General features: G+C 62.4%; 14 protein-coding genes. 5 read left to right on the plus strand and 9 right to left on the minus strand.

Features of this window, described 5'->3' with window-relative positions; all coding sequences use genetic code 11:
• On the minus strand, positions 1-236 hold a 236-nt coding region (locus T370_RS25700), incomplete at its 3' end, for a hypothetical protein (RefSeq protein ID WP_211250524.1).
• Positions 237-259: 23 nt separating this feature from the next.
• Here T370_RS25700 and T370_RS0113180 point away from each other — a divergent pair.
• Positions 260-1,444 (plus strand): MFS transporter, encoded by a 1,185-nt coding sequence (locus T370_RS0113180; RefSeq protein WP_005028839.1) that lies wholly within the window; start codon positions 260-262, stop codon positions 1,442-1,444.
• A 308-nt stretch (positions 1,445-1,752) separates the two neighbouring features.
• On the opposite strand, the gene T370_RS0113185 is transcribed toward T370_RS0113180, so the two are convergent.
• The 4 genes from T370_RS0113185 to T370_RS0113200 all read right to left on the minus strand — a co-directional run bounded on the left by T370_RS0113185 (position 1,753) and on the right by T370_RS0113200 (position 6,368).
• Positions 1,753-4,218, minus strand: a complete 2,466-nt coding sequence (locus tag T370_RS0113185) for a Lon protease family protein (protein ID WP_029435982.1) — start codon at positions 4,216-4,218, stop codon at positions 1,753-1,755.
• A gap of 215 nt (positions 4,219-4,433) precedes the next feature.
• On the minus strand, positions 4,434-5,360 hold the full coding sequence (gene hemC / locus T370_RS0113190; protein ID WP_005028836.1) for a hydroxymethylbilane synthase: 927 nt from the start codon (positions 5,358-5,360) through the stop codon (positions 4,434-4,436).
• Between the two features lie 140 nt (positions 5,361-5,500).
• Positions 5,501-5,737, minus strand: a complete 237-nt coding sequence (locus T370_RS0113195) for an FmdB family zinc ribbon protein (protein WP_005028834.1) — start codon at positions 5,735-5,737, stop codon at positions 5,501-5,503.
• A gap of 22 nt (positions 5,738-5,759) precedes the next feature.
• The gene (locus T370_RS0113200) at positions 5,760-6,368 is read right to left on the minus strand and encodes a D-sedoheptulose 7-phosphate isomerase (RefSeq protein ID WP_005028832.1); all 609 of its coding nucleotides are present in this window, start codon (positions 6,366-6,368) and stop codon (positions 5,760-5,762) included.
• A gap of 221 nt (positions 6,369-6,589) precedes the next feature.
• Here T370_RS0113200 and T370_RS0113205 point away from each other — a divergent pair, with 221 nt between their 5' ends.
• The 4 genes from T370_RS0113205 (at position 6,590) to gatB (ending at position 11,484) form a co-directional block, all read left to right on the plus strand.
• Positions 6,590-7,459 carry an NAD(+)/NADH kinase gene (locus tag T370_RS0113205; RefSeq protein WP_005028831.1) on the plus strand — a complete coding sequence of 290 codons (870 nt, stop codon included), beginning with the start codon at positions 6,590-6,592 and terminating at the stop codon, positions 7,457-7,459.
• Entirely contained in the window at positions 7,456-9,228 is a 1,773-nt protein-coding gene (locus tag T370_RS0113210; protein ID WP_029435983.1) for a hypothetical protein, read from the plus strand. Before T370_RS0113205 ends, T370_RS0113210 begins: the two co-directional genes overlap by 4 nt.
• 2 nt (positions 9,229-9,230) lie before the next feature.
• Complete coding sequence (locus tag T370_RS0113215; protein ID WP_009379794.1) at positions 9,231-9,863, plus strand: DUF4254 domain-containing protein; 633 nt, start codon at positions 9,231-9,233, stop codon at positions 9,861-9,863.
• A 196-nt stretch (positions 9,864-10,059) separates the two neighbouring features.
• Complete coding sequence (gene gatB / locus T370_RS0113220) at positions 10,060-11,484, plus strand: Asp-tRNA(Asn)/Glu-tRNA(Gln) amidotransferase subunit GatB (protein WP_029435984.1); 1,425 nt, start codon at positions 10,060-10,062, stop codon at positions 11,482-11,484.
• Between the two features lie 363 nt (positions 11,485-11,847).
• Here the strand turns inward: gatB and lplA are convergent, their stop codons facing one another.
• The 4 genes from lplA to gcvH all read right to left on the minus strand — a co-directional run bounded on the left by lplA (position 11,848) and on the right by gcvH (position 16,255).
• Complete coding sequence (gene lplA, locus T370_RS0113225; RefSeq protein WP_029435985.1) at positions 11,848-12,888, minus strand: lipoate--protein ligase; 1,041 nt, start codon at positions 12,886-12,888, stop codon at positions 11,848-11,850.
• Positions 12,889-13,074: 186 nt separating this feature from the next.
• Positions 13,075-14,556, minus strand: coding sequence for an aminomethyl-transferring glycine dehydrogenase subunit GcvPB (gene gcvPB, locus T370_RS0113230; protein WP_005028825.1), 1,482 nt, complete (start codon positions 14,554-14,556; stop codon positions 13,075-13,077).
• Positions 14,556-15,878: an aminomethyl-transferring glycine dehydrogenase subunit GcvPA gene (gcvPA, locus tag T370_RS0113235; RefSeq protein ID WP_029435986.1), complete on the minus strand. Its 1,323-nt coding sequence runs from the start codon at positions 15,876-15,878 to the stop codon at positions 14,556-14,558. Before gcvPA ends, gcvPB begins: the two co-directional genes overlap by 1 nt.
• Positions 15,878-16,255 carry a glycine cleavage system protein GcvH gene (gcvH, locus tag T370_RS0113240; RefSeq protein ID WP_005028822.1) on the minus strand — a complete coding sequence of 126 codons (378 nt, stop codon included), beginning with the start codon at positions 16,253-16,255 and terminating at the stop codon, positions 15,878-15,880. The genes gcvPA and gcvH overlap by 1 nt, the downstream gene beginning before the upstream one ends.
• Between the last annotated feature and the right edge of the window lie 98 nt (positions 16,256-16,353).

Consider the following 16,353-nt stretch of genomic DNA (forward strand, 5'->3'; position numbering starts at 1 on the left):
GAGGGGAAACTTTCTAGAGAAAGTTTCCCCTCCCCCTCCCCAAACCCCTCCCTCTCCTCTTCAAAGATTTTCGACTTTATCGAATCCCTGTTCCCGGTTGTACCGTGAAAGAGAGCCTTCCTTGATATGAGGGGAGGTTTTTCTTTTATGGGAGATCGAGAGGGGTTCAGGGAGCCTCTTCGCCGGGGCCTCCATCCGCTGTCTGGCCTTTCAGGGAAGATGCGGCTATGGTACATGAGATTACCGTCAGGAGTGTTTCATGCCCCCGAAAGATATTCCCATGCCGTTCCGGACAGCCCTGCCGTGGACGGGATTTGTTGCGCTGCTGTTTCTCTTGAACTACATGTCGCGCTCCACGCTGACGCCTTTGCTTGTCTCCATTGAGGAAGATCTGGGAATCGGGCACGCGCAGGCGACGAGCCTCCTCCTGATGCAAAGCGCCGGGTTCAGTTCGGCACTGGCCGCTTCCGGTTTTCTCCTCTCGCGCTTCAAACCAAGGCAGATCGCGACCATCCCGTTGGCCATCGCCGGGGGTATCCTTCTGTTGATGCCGCTGGTGCACACGCTCGGTCAGGCGCGGCTTGTTTTCATAGCTTTCGGGCTCGGTGTCGGTTTCTATTTTCCGGCGGGCATGGCAACCCTCTCCTCGCTTGTCTTTCCCAAAGACTGGGGCAAAGCCGTCGCCATTCATGAACTGGCCCCAAACACGGGCTTTATCCTGATCCCCCTGCTCGCGCAGGCCGGTCTCATGTTTACGGACTGGCGGGGCGTCTTCGCCATCATGGGCGTCCTCATGATCTGTACCGCCGGGGCATTCCTGCTCTGGGGACGCGGCGGCAACACACGCACCGATGCCCCGTCCTTCAAAGGATGCGGGGTGCTCCTCAAAAACCCCGCAAGCTGGATCGTGGCGTTGCTGATGGCCGTTTCCATGATCGGCGAATTCTCCATCTACAGTATCCTGCAAATCTTCCTCGTCAGCGCGGCAGGGTTCGGGCCGGAAGAAGCCAACCTCGGCCTCTCCATATCCCGCCTCGCCATGCCGGTCATCGTCATTGCCGCCGGATGGGCCGCCGACCGCTTCAATGCCAAGCGTACCGTCAGCGCCTGTTTCCTGCTCCACGCCGTGGCCCTGTGCCTCATGTCCGTGGACGCCTCGGTGTCCCGCATCCCCGCGCTCTGCGGCGTGTTCCTGCAGGCGGCTTCAATGGCCTTCGTCTTCCCGCCGCTGTTCAAGGTCTTCGCCCAATGCTTCTCGGCCGACGAGCAGCCCATCCTGCTCTCGCTGACCATGCCCCTCGCCGGGCTCATCTCCGCCGGGGGCATCCCCTTCTTCATCGGCTACTGCGGGGAATACTACACATTCGGCCTCGCCTTCCTCACTATCGCCGCCATGTCCGTGGCAAGCGCCGTTTCGGTCGCCTACTTGAAGAACAGAGAGTAACAGACCGTTTTTCAAAAAATCTTTCCCCTGCCTCCCCTCTTCCCCTTCCCGAATGCATTCAATTATACCAACCGCTAATCCCTATTTTCCACCCCAATAGAAAACGCCCGCTCTCCAAACAATGGGCAGCGGGCGTTTTCAGCCTGAATCCTCCCGCCCCATCCTCCCTTTACAAGGAAAAACGGCAGCAGGGATTCGATAAACATAAAAATCTTTGAAGGGGAAGGGAGGGGTTTGGGGGAGGGAAGGGGAAACTTTCTAGAGAAAGTTTCCCCTTCCCTCCCCCAATGGCGTTGCTATCCCAACGCCTACTTCTTCCTTCTCCTCAACGGCTTCGAATACGCGTGCTCGGCGCTGTGGCCGAACTCCTGCAAACGGCGATCGACGAGATCGTAAAGGGAATCACGGGTGAACCCGCCGTTCTTGAGGGGCTTCCCGGCGGGAATGCCGGTCAGAAGCTCAAGCGCCTCGGTGATGTGCTCCACCGGGTAGATGCCGAACTTGCCCGTGTCCACGGCTTCGCGGATGCGCGGGGAAAGCATCAGATGATCCACGTTGTCACGGGGGACGATGACCCCCTGCTCGCCCGTGAGCCCGCGGCGGGAGCAGATGCCGAAAAAGCCCTCGATCTTGCGGGACACGCCGCCCACGGCCATGATCTGGCCGGACTGGCTTACCGCGCCGGTGATGGCGAGGGACAATTTGAGCGGCACGCCGGAAAGCGCCGACAGCAACGCCGCCAGCTCCGCGCCCGAGGCGGAATCGCCTTCGATGCCGCCGTAATTCTGCTCGAAACACAGGCTTCCGGTCATCACAAGCGGCTTGTTGCGGGCGAACTGGTCCACAAGATAGCTCTTGAGGATAAGCATGGCCTTAGTGTGGATGGGGCCGCCAAGCTCGGCCTCGCGCTCAAGGTCGATGATGCCGCCGTGCCCGACGCCCACTGTGCAGGAAATCTGATGCGGCAGGCCGAACTCGAAATCCCCGTACCACGACACCGACAGGCCGTTGACCCGCCCGACGGCGGAACCCGACGTCCGTACCTTGATGAGCTCGCGGTCGTACTCTTCCATGTAGAGCTCTTCCACAAGGTTCGCACGGTACATGCGGGCTTCGAGCGCCTCTTCCAGATGCTCGGCCTCCACCAGCGCGGACTGCTTCATGGCGGCCATCGCGGAGGCTTCAATCATCACGTCGCGCATGAGCGGGAACTTGAGCGACAGCTTGCGCTGGTCCTCGGCCACGCGGGAACTGAAATCCACAAGCCCGGCCAGCGCGGTGCGGCTGAACGGCAGGAGATGCGTCTCGTCGATGATCCCGGCGACACGGATGAGCCACGACCGGATGTCGGCGGCGGTACGCTCCACCGTCTCGGTCATGTGCGCCTTGATCTTGAACAGCTTGGCGAAGCGGTCGTCATTGGTCAGCAGGGCTTCGTACAGCTCCTCGTTTCCGATGAGCACGACCTTGAGGTTCAGGGGGACCGGCTGCGGCTCGATGCCCTTGGTGCGGACCGCGCCGTCCGGCACGTCGCCCGCCTCCTCAAGGCGCGCGGAACCGGCGCGCAGGGCGCGGAGAAGCCCTTCCCATGCGCCGGGATGCTGGAGAATGTCCTCAAGATGCAGGACAAGGAAACCGCCGTTGGCCCGATGCAGGGATCCGGCCTTGATCAGCGTGAAATCCGTGACCAGCGCGCCCATTTCCGACTCGCGCTCCACGCAGCCAAGCAGGTTGGCGGTGGTGGGGTGGTCTTCGATGATCAGGGGGGCGCCCTTGTTCCCGCTGTTGTCCACAAACACGTTCACGTCATAGAGGTACGTGTCCGTCTCGGGATGCTGCGCATCGCCGGACAGCGCGGCGCTCAGGGCCTGCGCGGGCTGCGTTTCACGGGGCAGGAAACCTTCCGGGTGATCCAGAATATCCTGACGCAGGGCTTCAAAATACTTTTTCAGAGTGGAATCCGGCTCACCGTCCGGCCCGGCGCAGTTCTTCAGGATGCGCTCCACGGCAGGGGTCAGCACGGCGGACAGCACCGAGCCGATCACTTCCTGCTCCAGCGTCCTCTCGTCCGAGCGGAAGGACTGCTCGGCGGAATTCAGCTTGCGCACCATGCCGGACATGGCCCGCAGGAGGGTATCGCCCTTCTGCTTGAGCCCCTGACGCAAGGTGGGATCGAGATGTTCGTACTCGTCCTCGCTCAGGCGCTTGCCTTCCACCAGGGGATACAGGGTCAGGCTGCCCTGCTCATCCATATCGAGGTTGAAGCCCTCTTTCCCGGCGGTCTTGTCCATCTGCTTGATGAGCCCGGAACGCACGGCCTGAAAACGATCCTGCAATTCGGAACGCTTCTTGACGTACTTCTCGTTGTCCAGACGGACGGGCAGTTCCTTGCGGATATCCGCCAGCGCCTGCGAAAGGACCGAACGCAGCTTTTTGCCCTGCCCCGCCGGGACGGACAACAGCATGGGACGATCCGGATCATCGAAATTGTTGACGTAAAGCAGGTCCGGCGGCGTCTGGGCCTTGCGGATGCGGGGCTCGAGAAACTCCCGGAGCATGTAGGTCCGCCCAAGGTTCGACTCGCCGGAAAGATAAATATTGTACCCTGCCGTGTGGATGTGCAACGCCAGCTCCAGCGCCTTGAGGGCGCGGGGCTGCGGGGCCACCTTACGGTGTCCGTTGCGCGGGATGGCGTCGCTCGTTTCCCAAGGGACGCGATCCGGGGGCAGACTCGAACAGAGGCGCTGACCAGGCAGAGACTTTATTTTACTCATGATATTCCTAAATATGGATTAAAAAGACCGCGGGGAGGGGAGAGAAAACCTTTCTGAAGAAAGACTGTCCCTTCCCTCCCCATGCCCGCCCCTTCCAAAGGTTTTCGCCTTGAAAAGAACGCGGCCCGTCTCAAAAGGTATCGGCTTTCCTTGCGGCGCAAGCCGGGAAGTCAAAGCGAGAGAGCGGCAGCCGGAACAACCCGGCGGCGGAAAACTTACCGCGCGTACACCCGGGCGAGGATCTCGGCCCCGCCGTCCTCGGCGAGGGACCGGGCCAAAGCGAAGCCCACGGCGCGGGCTTCATCGGCGCGGCCCGTCACCTTGCGGCGGATGATCACCGAGCCGTCCACTTCGCCGACCAGGCCTTCCAGTTCGAAGGTGCCGTCGTCAAGCATTTCCGCATGTCCGGCGATGGGAACCTGACAGCCGCCGTCGAGCCCGGCGAGCAGGCCGCGTTCGGCTTCCACGCAGATGCGGGTCGGACGGTGTTCCATGAAAGACAGCATTTCGGCGAGATCCTTGCGGTCCTCGCGGAATTCGATGCCGAGCGCGCCCTGCCCCACGGCGGGGATGAACGCGGGCGGGGCGAGCGGGCACTCCTTGGGCACGGACAGGCCGAGGCGCTTCATGCCCGCCGTCGCCATGATGATGGCGGCGAACTGCCCCTCGGTCAGCTTGCGGAGCCGGGTGTCCACGTTCCCGCGCAGGGAGACGACTTCAAGATCCGGCCGCTGGGCCAATACCTGCGCCTGACGGCGGAGGCTGCTCGTGCCGACCACGGCCCCGGCGGGCAGGTTTTCCAGCGAATCGTAGTCCACCGAAAGGAACAGGTCCGTGGGGTCCTCGCGTTCCGGCACGATGCCGAGGATGAGGCCCTCAGGAAGCTCCATGGGAACGTCCTTCATGCTGTGCACGGCGATGTCCGCCGCGCCGGAAAGGAGCGCTTCCTCAATTTCCTTCACGAACAGCCCCTTGCCGCCGACCTTGGCCAGCGGCACGTCAAGGATGATGTCGCCCTTGGTCTTGATGATGTTCAGTTCCACCGCAAGGCCGGGATGTACGGCTTCGAGGCTGTCCTTCACATGGTTCGCCTGCCAGAGGGCCAGACGGCTGCCACGGGTGGCGATAACGAGTTTTTCCATAACGATCCTTGGCTGGTGAACACGGTGCCTTTTTGAGGGGCGCCGCCGTACCGGAGCCGCCCCCCCCCCACAAATGTTCGGGAAAGAGGAATCCGGGGAAGGGGCGCCTTTTGGAGCGCGCCTCCCCGGTTTTAGGAAATTTAGTGGCAGCTCGCGCAGTTGCCGCCGGAACAACCGGCGCATCCGCCTCCGGAAGACGGCGCGGAGGGCGCGCCGAAATCGCCGAGGCTTCCGCCTTCGCAATGGCGGCACGGCTTGGAGATGAGCTTTTCCGTGGCTTCGGCGCGGCAGGCCGGGCATACCGGATTTTCGTCGCCGAAAACAAGTTCTTCAAATTCATGACCGCAGCGCGTGCAACGGTATTCAAACATGGGCATGACGCTTCTCCTGTAAACGTATTCAGTCAAGCATGGGCTTGATGGCCATCACATTTTCGAAAAGATAGTAGTCCGTCAGCGCGCAGAGCATATGCCCGATGGCGGCGTGCGTCTCCTGCACGAGCGGCGTGGACGGATGCCCCACCGCAAGCAGGATGTCGCACAGCGGAGCCATGCGCCCTCCCCCGTCCCCGGTCAGGCCGATGGTGAACAGGCTTTGCTTGCGGGCCGCCTGCAACGCGCCGATGACGTTGGCGCTGTTGCCCGAGGTGGAAATGCCGACGAACACGTCGCCGGGACGCCCGAGCGCCTGCACCTGCTTGGTGAAGACGAGATCGTAACCGAAATCGTTGCCGATGGACGTCAGCACGGAAGAATCGGTCGTCAGCGCGATGGCCGGAAGCGGCGGCCGGTCCATCAGGAACCGGTTGACGAACTCCGCGGCCCAGTGCTGGGCATCCGCCGCGCTCCCGCCGTTGCCCGCCAGCAAAATCTTGCCTCCGCGCGCCACGGCGACGGCCATGCGCCGGGCGGCCTCGGCCACCTTGCCCCCGTGGACGGCAAAAAAATCGCGGCGCAGTTTCGCGCCGTCTTCCGCATGTTGGGAAATCATTTGCAGGGCTTTGTCCATAAGACGCTCCTTCGAACCGCATGGCTACAAGCACAGATAATCCCTGATTCCCGTTCTGCAACCCGCTTGCGGCGAACTTTGAGATATAAGCGAAACAGCCCCCGCTGACAACTCCATGCGGGCCGTGCGGCATTCCCCAACCCGCCGAAACGATACGGCGGCGGTACCGGGCTCCCAAGTTTGCTATTGAAGAATCACAGGGATTCTACTACTGAAAGCAGATGCACTCCGTCACCTCCATACTTCTCGTCACCAAGGCCCGGCACGCCGCCGCCGAAGCCACCGCAGCAGCCGTCAGCCAGTGGCTCGAAGCCCACGGTGTGGCTTGTTCCGCCCTTCCCGCCGACTGCCCTTCCGAAAAACTCGTCGGCAGGGCCCGCACCTCCGACGCAATCCTGATCCTCGGCGGCGACGGAACCTTCGTCGGCGTGGGCCGCAAGCTTGCCGGGCTGGACATTCCGCTTCTCGGCATCAATTTCGGTCAGGTCGGCTTTCTGACCGAACTCTCCGCCGTCGGCTGGGAACCCGCGCTGGAACGCCTCCTCGCCGGAAAGATGATCACGCGCACCTGCCTCCTGCTCGCGTGGGAGCTCCTGCGTGGCGGGACGCCCATCGCCAGCGGGCACGCCGCCAACGACGTGGTGGTCGGGCGCGGCGCCATCGCCCGCGTGCTGCCCGTCCATGTGTTCGTGGACGGCGAAGACATGGGCGTCGTGCGCTCCGACGGGGTGATCGTCTCCACGCCCCTCGGCTCCTCGGCGTATGCCCTGTCCGCCCACGGGCCGCTGGTGCATCCCAAGGTGCAGGCCCTCACCCTGACGCCCATTTCGCCCTTCTTCAAGAGCTTCCCGCCCATCGTCCTGCCCGCGGACTCCCGCATCCGCCTCGAAACCGACGCCGCCGCGCCCGACGCGTTCCTGACCGTGGACGGGCAGGAGGGCATCCCCCTGTGCGGCGGCGACGTCATACGGGTGCAAAGCCTCGATGCCGGGCTGCGGGTCCTTTCCTGCTCATCCGGCACCTATTTCCAGCGGCTGCGTGAACGCGGCTTTATCCAGACGGACGGGACGTCCGCCCCGGAGCACGTATGAACAGGCTTCCCGACATCGGGCAGGTCAGCGATCTCCGGCTCGGCGACCATCCCGGCTTTGATGCGTGGTTCTACAGCTTTTGCGCGGAAAACAACATCGAACACGGCATCAACCCCAGCGGCGTCGCCAGCCCGGAGCAGCTCCGCTTCATGGTCGCCATGGACGAACGGCAGGTGTACGCGCCGTGTTCCGACGCCACCTTCCGGGAGTTGGCGGCCTCCTTCCACCTCCGCAGTTTTCCGCCCCGCGTGCGCAGCCAGTATATCGCGGCATGGCGCTCCATCATCCGGGTCGTCCGCTACGAAAAGGACCGCCAGAAGCGCCGCGACATGATCAACTATTGCCGCCACCGTTTCCGGGGTTGCCTCGCGCTCGGCAATATCCTGCCCTCCCGCCTCGTCAAGCGGCTGGTCACCACGCTCATCAGCCATTTCGACGCGGGCGATCCGTGGCTGAACGAGCGCCTGTTCTACAACGAAACGCTCGCCTCCTTCCTCCGTTCGCAGACCCTGCAGAAGGCCCTCGGACGCCTGCCCGACGGCCTGAGCGCCGAGGGCATCCCCGATCTGCGCCGCGCGCTGGATCTGTCTGAGCTGGCCCGCCTCTTCCACCTTGCCGGGCGCTCGCACCATACCCTCACCCAGCTCATCCACAACTGCGCGGCGGCGGAAAGCGGCAAGTGCGAACTCCCGGACATCTTTACCGGTTCCGAAGCCTTCATCCCGCAGGTGGAGGAGCTTTTCCCCGGCCCGCCGCGCACGTTCCTCTACATCTGCGCGATGGAGGGCGGCCTTGCCCTTGATCTGCGGATCATCCAGACGCTGCTGCGGCTCGGGCACAAGGTCATCCTGACGCTCAAGGAAGCGCCGGTCTACTACGCCCCGACCGTGTGGGACGTGGACCGCGATCCCCTGCTGGTGGACAATCTGCCCGAATCCCATATATTCAAGGCTCCGGCCGCATCCAAGAACGAACTGCTCCGCCGCCTGCGGGAAAACCGCCTGCTCATCATTTCGGATGGCACGGGCGAGCGGCTCAACCTGTACCGCACCTCGGTCACCTTCGCCCGCGCCTGGAAAGAGAGCGACGCCATCATCGCCCGCGGACGCTGCAACCGCGACGTGCTCCTCGGCACGAGCCACCTCTTCACCCGCGACGTCTTCTGCTTCTGGGAAGATCGCGGCGAAGTGCGTATGCAGCTCAAGCCCCATGCGCCCGGCATCCGCAAGTTCAGCGAACAGGCGCTCACGGCCAAGGCCCGGACCATCATCAAGAGTATGCGTGCCTCCAAGGACAGCGGCAAGGCCGTGATGTTCTACAGCTGCATCATCGGCAGCATCCCCGGCCAGACCGCCACGGCGATCAAGGTGGCGGACACGTTCGTCCGGTCGCTGCGGGAGCGGCTTGATCAGGTCTTCATCATCAACCCGGCGGAATATTTCGAGCCCGGCATGGACGGGGACGATCTCATGTTCATGTGGGAGCAGGTGCAGCGCAGCGGCCTCATCAACATCTGGCGCTTCCAGAGCATGGAGGACATCGAGGCCAGCTTCGGGCTCATGGGGCTCAAGGTCCCGCCCGTCTGGTCCGGCAAGGACGCCACCTTCTCCACCGGGTGCACCAAGGAAATGCGCATCGCGCTGGACATGCAGCGCTCCCATCCCGAACTCCAGATCGTCGGCCCCGGCCCGGAAAAATTTTTCCGCCGCGGCGACTACGGCGTCGGCAAATTCTTTGACGCCACCATCTCCAACGCCAATCAGGAATAGCCATGACCACACCCACGCAACTGTTCACGCTTCTGGATGCCTGTTTCGACGCCCAAAACGAAGCCACGGCCCTCTGGCACAGCCAGGAACCCGAGGCCGACGACGTCGCCCCCGACGCCTCCGCCTCCCCCGAGACGCTCCTTGCCCTCGTCCGCGCGCAGCACCTGCGGAATTTCCGGCTCTGGCACATTGAGGACACGGCCCGCCGCCGCGACGTGACGCCCGATGTCATCGCCGACTGCAAGTACCGCATCGACAGGCTCAACCAGGAGCGCAACGACCGCATAGAGCGCGTGGACGCCTGCCTCGTGGCCCTGCTCTCCCCGCTGCTCCCGGCCTCGCCCGCGCCGCACATCAATACGGAATCCCTCGGCATGGCCATCGACCGCCTTTCCATCCTCAGCCTCAAGATCTGGCACATGGACGAGCAGGTCCGGCGCACCGACGTGACGCCCGAGCACATCGCCTCCTGCGAAAAGAAGCTCGCGGTCCTCAAGGAGCAGCGCGCCGACCTCAGCCTTGCCGTCAAGCATCTCGTCACCGAGTTCGTCGAGGGGGCCAAGACCCCCAAGCTGTATTTCCAGTTCAAGATGTACAACGACCCCACGTTGAACCCTGAGCTGTATGGAAAATAGAGGAAGCGTGAGGAATCGGGGAAGGGGAAAGGAACCCTTCTGGAGAAGGGCTTCCTTTCCCCTTCCCCAAACCCCATCCCCTATCCTCCTAAGACTTTTACGTTTTGAATTCCGGGCGTCTCCAGCGTCTGGAATTGAAAAACAAAAGTGTTTGATGCCTGAATAGAATAATCGTTCGGCCTTTCGGAGTCGCCCTATGTCCGCTTATGAAACCGTCATCGGCCTTGAAGTGCATGTTCACCTCTGCACCAAATCCAAGCTGTTCTGCTCCTGCCCCACGACGTTCGGGGTGGAGCCCAACACCAACGTCTGCGAGGTGTGCGCCGGGATGCCGGGCGTGCTGCCCGTCCTGAACCAGACCGCCGTGGAGTACGCCACCCGCGCGGGCCTCGCCCTTAACTGCACCATCAACAACGATTCGGTGTTCGCCCGTAAGAACTACTTCTACCCCGACATGCCGTACAACTACCAGATTTCGCAGTTCGAGCGCCCGCTGTGCGAATTCGGGCATCTGGACATCAACGTCGGCGGCGAGACCAAGCGCATCGGCATTACCCGCATCCACATGGAAACCGACGCGGGCAAAAACATCCACGAAGGCGACCACAGCTATCTCGACCTCAACCGCGCCGCCGTGCCGCTCATCGAAATCGTGAGCGAGCCCGACATGCGCAGCGCCGAGGAAGCGGTGGCCTATCTCAAGGCCCTGCACGCCATCGTGGTCTACCTCGGCATCACGGACGGCAACATGGAGGAAGGCAGCTTCCGTTGCGACGCCAACGTGTCCATCCGTCCCAAAGGCGCGGCCGAATTCGGCACCCGCGCCGAGCTCAAGAACCTGAACTCGTTCCGCCACGTCCAGAAGGCCATCGAATACGAAGTTTCCCGCCAGCAGGACGTGCTGGAGGACGGGGACAAGGTGATTCAGGAAACCCGCCTGTTCGACAGCGTGAAGGGCGTCACCATGTCCATGCGCGACAAGGAAGAGGCCCACGACTACCGCTATTTCCCCGACCCGGATCTCGTGCCCGTGCACATCACGGACGAGCAGCTCGAAAGCTGGAAGGCCAGCCTTCCCGAGCTGCCCGCGCAGCGCCGCCGGCGGTTCATGGATGAATGGAAGCTTCCCGAGCAGGATGCGGACATCATCACATCCGACCGCGCGCAGGCCGACCTCTTTGAGGCGGCGGTGGCCCTGTACAACGAGCCGCGCAAGATAGCCAATTATATGACCGGCCCCATGCTCCGCGAGATCAACCAGACCGGCGTGGAGCTCAAAGACTCCGCCCTCAAGCCCGAAGCCCTTGCCGAACTCGCCAAGATCGTCGACGGCGGCCTCATCAGCGCCAAGATCGCGCAGGATATTTTCAGTGAACTGTACGCCAACGGCGTCATGCCCGAAGCCTACGTCCGTGAAAAAGGCCTTGTGCAGGTGTCCGACACTTCCGCCATCGATGCCGCCGTCGCCGAAGTGATTGCGGAGAACCCCGCCGAAGCCGAAGCCTACAAGGGCGGCAAGACCAAGCTCATCAGCTTCTTCGTCGGGCAGGTCATGCGCAAGATGAAGGGCAAGGCCAACCCCGCCCTCGTCAACGAGGCGCTGGGAAGATTGTTGAAATAGGAGCAGAAGATTGGAGGGGGAGAGGGAACCCTTCTGGAGAAGGGTTCCCTCTCCCCCTCCAAACCTCCCCCCTCTCCCTCCCAAGACGTTCGACTTTATCGAATCCCCGCTCTCGATTTTACTGGATAAAAGAGCCTTCCTCCGTATGGGGGAAGGCTCTTTTGTCATATTCTGGAATAAGAAAGGAGAAAAAGAATGAGGCAGGTTCCCTTTTCTAAAGAGGATCTGCTCCAAGGAAAGCTGAGAACAGGGATTCAATAAACACGAAAGTCTTTGGAAAGGGAGGGATGGGGTTTGTGGAAGGGAGGGGAAACTTTTCTTCAGAAAAGTTTCCCCTCCCTTCCACAATATTTCCAACCTACTCTATCTACCCGGCAATAAAAAGGCTTTCAGCTCATCCGGGTCACAGCCGCCGAACAGCAGATGCAGCGGAAAACGGTCAAGCACGGGCGAAAGGGCCTCATTCGTGTAGGGAACGCCGCGCATGGCCTCTTCCAGATCATAGATCTCGCAACTGCTCACCTCGTCGGTCAGGCTCTTGCCCGGCCCGGCCATGAAGAAATCGCCGTAAAAATGACACTCGACCACACTGCCCTGCCGGATGTCGTAGGAAACCTCCACCTTGCCCCAAGGGAACCGCTGCGCCTTGCGCTCCGTGAACGGAGGCGACGCGCCGTACGTCCAATCCCACGTCGAGTATTTGGCGTCCCGCAGACGGGTGATGGCGACGAAATCCGCCGCGTTCATCCGGTATTCATCCCCGGAACGGTGCTCCATGATCGCATCGCGCACGCGCTGCACCGTCAGCGGCGGCAGATCCGGAGAATGCACGGCCAGATACTCAGCCAGATTCCCCACGCGGCTGCGGACAGAGGCCACGCCCTTTGACTTGTACTTGGCCGGATCCACATTGAGCGCCTGAGACAGTACATCGAGGTCGCTGTTTACCAGAATACAGCCGTGATGCAGATAACGCATCCCCCGGCGGCAGTGCGCCACGCCCGCCACTTTCAGGCCGTCCAGCATCAGATCGTTGCGCCCGGAAAAAGTCACGGGCAACCCGAGCTTTTGCAGCGCCTCGGCGATGGGTTTTCCGGCTTCGCTGAAGGCGGGCAGGGCTCCTTCCTTGTCCAGATGATGGATGAAGGTATAGTTGAGCGTCCCGGCGTCGTGATAGACCGCGCCTCCGCCCGTCATCCGGCGCACCACGCTGATCCCGCGTTCGCGCACGAAATCGGCGTTCACTTCCTGACGGGTGTTCTGGAACCGCCCCACCACGATGGCCGGGCTGTTCTGCCACAGGATGGCGTAACCGGGATGGCCGGGTTCGATCCGGCCCAAGAAATATTCCTCAAGCGCGAGGTTGAATGTCGGGTCGAGGGAATGATTCACGATCCAATACATGCGGAACTCCATAAAAAACTTTCATAATGGCGCAGTCCCATTATGAAAGTCCCAAAGGGCCGAGAAAACGGCAAAGAAAGGAGAAGGAATCCCCGACAGCGAACCGTCGGGCGTCGCCCGTAATCCTGACGACGGCGGCAAAGCGTTCTTTGCGGATCCCTTCCCCTCTCCTTGGCTGTTTCTCGTTTACATATCGCCCGTCAGAACGGGCTTGCGGGCTGCGCCGACTTCATCGACGCGACCCACTTTAGTCCGGGTCGGAGAGGCATGCAACAGGTCGGCATCGGTCTCGGCCAATTCCGCGATGGAACGCATGGCCTCGATGAACGCATCCAGATCCTCGAGATTTTCCGATTCGGTGGGCTCGATCATGATCGCGCCGTGCACCACCAGCGGGAAGTAGATCGTCGGCGGATGGATGCCGCAGTCGATCAGGCGCTTGGCGATGTCCATCGTGCTGACCCCGAACTCTTCCTGCTTCTTGTCCGTGAACACGCATTCGTGCAGGGACGGCTGCGGGAAGGGCAGATCGTACAGATCCTTGAGGCTGAACTTGATATAGTTCGCGTTGAGCACGGCCAGCTCGCTGGCACGCTTCAGATCCGGGCCGAGGGTCTTCATGTAGGCCCACGCGCGCAAGACCACGCCGAACTGCCCCCAGAAGGGATGCATACGGCCGATGGACTGCCCTCCGGCGTCGACGGAATTGTCCACCCAGTCGAGCTTGCCGTCGGTTTCGACCAGACGGGGGCCGGGCAGGAACGGCACAAGCGTCTTGCTCACGCAGATCGCGCCGGAGCCGGGGCCGCCGCCGCCGTGCGGGGTGGAGAACGTCTTGTGCAGGTTCATATGCATGACGTCGATCCCGATATGGCCCATGTGGGCATAGCCCATAATCGCGTTCAGGTTCGCACCGTCGCCGTAGACAAGGCCGCCGCGGGCGTGCACGAGTTCGGCGATTTCCTTGATGTTGGACTCGAACAGGCCAAGCGTGTTCGGGTTCGTGATCATGATCCCGGCGCAGTCGTCATCCATCAGGGCGGCCACGTCCTCAACGGTCAGGATGCCGTCGGGGCCGAGCGGAACCTTTACCGACGAGAAGCCGCACAGGGCGGCGCTGGCCGGATTGGTGCCGTGCGCGGTGTCGGGGATGAGCATCTTGGTGCGCGTGTTGCCCTGCGCCCGGTGCCATGCCTGAATGAGCATGATGCCGGTCAGTTCGCCGTGCGCACCGGCGGAAGGCTGGAGGCTGCACGCCTCAAGGCCGGTCACGGCGCACAGCATCTGCTCGGTTTCGTACAGCACCCGCAGCGCGCCCTGCGAATATTCGGAGGGGAACAGCGGATGCGCACCGGCAAAACCGGGCAGCGCGGCGATCTTTTCGTTGATCTTGGGGTTGTATTTCATGGTGCAGGAACCGAGCGGATACATGCCCGTGTCCACACCGAAGTTCCACGTGGAAAGGCGCGTGTAGTGGCGCACCACATCCAGCTCAGCCAGGTCGGGCAGATTCAGATCCGTCCGCACCATGCCTTCCGCCTCATAGGGGGCGGCGGGCACGTCCGATTCGGGCAGGCTCACGCCCACGCGTCCGGGGCGGCCTTTTTCCCACAGCAGGGGCTCGTTCAGTACGAGACTCGACACCCCGGGCCAAGACTGATTGCTCATCAGGCGATCTCCTTCAGGATGGCGTCGATGTCGGCGCGGCTCCGGGTTTCCGTAACGCAGAAGAGGTAGCTGTCGGCAAGCGGGTACCACTTGGACAGATCCATGCCGAACATGATCTTCTTTTCTTCAAGGAGGCGCTTCCACTTGGCGTCGAAACCGGCGGGAGCGGCCATCACGAACTCATTGAAGGTCTGGCCGGAATACACGGGGCGGAAACCAAGCTTGGCGAGGCCGGCCTTGAGGTATTCGGCCTTGTCGCGGTTAAGCTGGGCCATATGGCGGAGGCCCGTGCCGCCCATGCTCGCAAGGTACATGGCGCAGGTCATGGCGCATAGCCCGGCGTTGGAGCAGATGTTGGACACGGCCTTTTCGCGGCGGATGTGCTGCTCGCGGGTGGACAGGGTGAGCACGAAGGCGCGCTTGCCCTTGTTGTCCACGGTCTGGCCCACGAGACGGCCCGGCAGGTTGCGGACGAAGGCCTTGCGGGTCGCCATAAGCCCCAGATAAGGGCCGCCGAACGCCTGGGACAGGCCGAAGCTCTGCCCTTCGCCGCACACGATATCCGCGCCTTGGCTGCCGGGGGTGGCCAGCAGGCCATAGGCCATCGCTTCGGTAAAGCCGGTGATCAACAACCCCTTGCGGGCATGGATCCATTCGGCCTGTTCGGCAAGGTGTTCGACCACGCCGAAGACGTTGGGGGACTGCACGATCAGCGCGGCGAGTTCCGCATCGTCCTTGAGGTGCTCAAGGCTGGTGCCGCCCTCTTCGGTCATCGTAAGGTCGCGCACTTCAATGCCGTTGGCGTTGCAGTACGTGTCCAGCACCGTGCGGTAATGAGGATGCAGGGCCTGCGAAACCGCCACGGCGTTGCGCTTGGTCAGGCGGCAGGCCATCAGCGCACCTTCGGCCAGCGCGGTCGCGCCGTCGTACATGGAGGCGTTGGCCACTTCCATGCCGAGCAGACGGGCGATGAGCGTCTGGAATTCAAAGATGCCCTGCAGCGTACCCTGGCTGATTTCCGGCTGGTAAGGCGTGTAGGCGGTGTAAAATTCGGAACGGCCGGCAAGGGCCGGGACAACGGCGGGGATGTAGTGCTGGTAGCTTCCCGCGCCGATCCACGCGGAACCGGCCGCGGGCATGGAAGCGGCCAGCGCTTCAGCCTGCGCCGTCAGTTCCCACTCCGTCATGGCGGTCAGAGGAAGCGCGCCTTCGTGGCGGCAATCCGCCGGGATGGAGGCAAACAGGTCCTCCACCCTGTCGGCGCCGACGACGCCGAGCATCTGCGCTTCGTCTTCCGCGGTGTGGGGGAAATAACGATGCATTACAGGGTCTCCAGATGCGCCTTGTATGCCGCGGCATCCAGCAGTTCGCTCACGCCCTCGGCGGATTCGATTTCGATGAGCCAGCCTTCGCCGTAGGGATCCTGATTCACTTTTTCAGGGGCATCCACCAGCGCTTCGTTGACGGCCTTGATGGTGCCGGCGACGGGCATGAACAGAGGGCTCACGGACTTGGTGGATTCGAGCGTGCCGAACTCCTGACCCTTCTCAAAGGTGTCGCCCACGGAAGGCAGTTCCACATAGGTGAGGTCGCCGAGGGCGTTCTGGGCGTAATCGCTCACGCCGATCTTCCACGGGGCGGAGGTGCTGATCCATTCGTGATCTTCCGAGTAACGCAGTTCGGCGGGAATGTTGGACATGATCGTGTTCCTCTCGTGCGGTTGATATTTGCGGTATGCCTCCGGCGGCAAAGGGCTGCCGCCCCTTGACCCCGCCCGGGGGGAATGATTCCCCCCGG

Source organism: Bilophila wadsworthia ATCC 49260 (genome assembly GCF_000701705.1).
GTDB lineage: Bacteria > Desulfobacterota > Desulfovibrionia > Desulfovibrionales > Desulfovibrionaceae > Bilophila > Bilophila wadsworthia.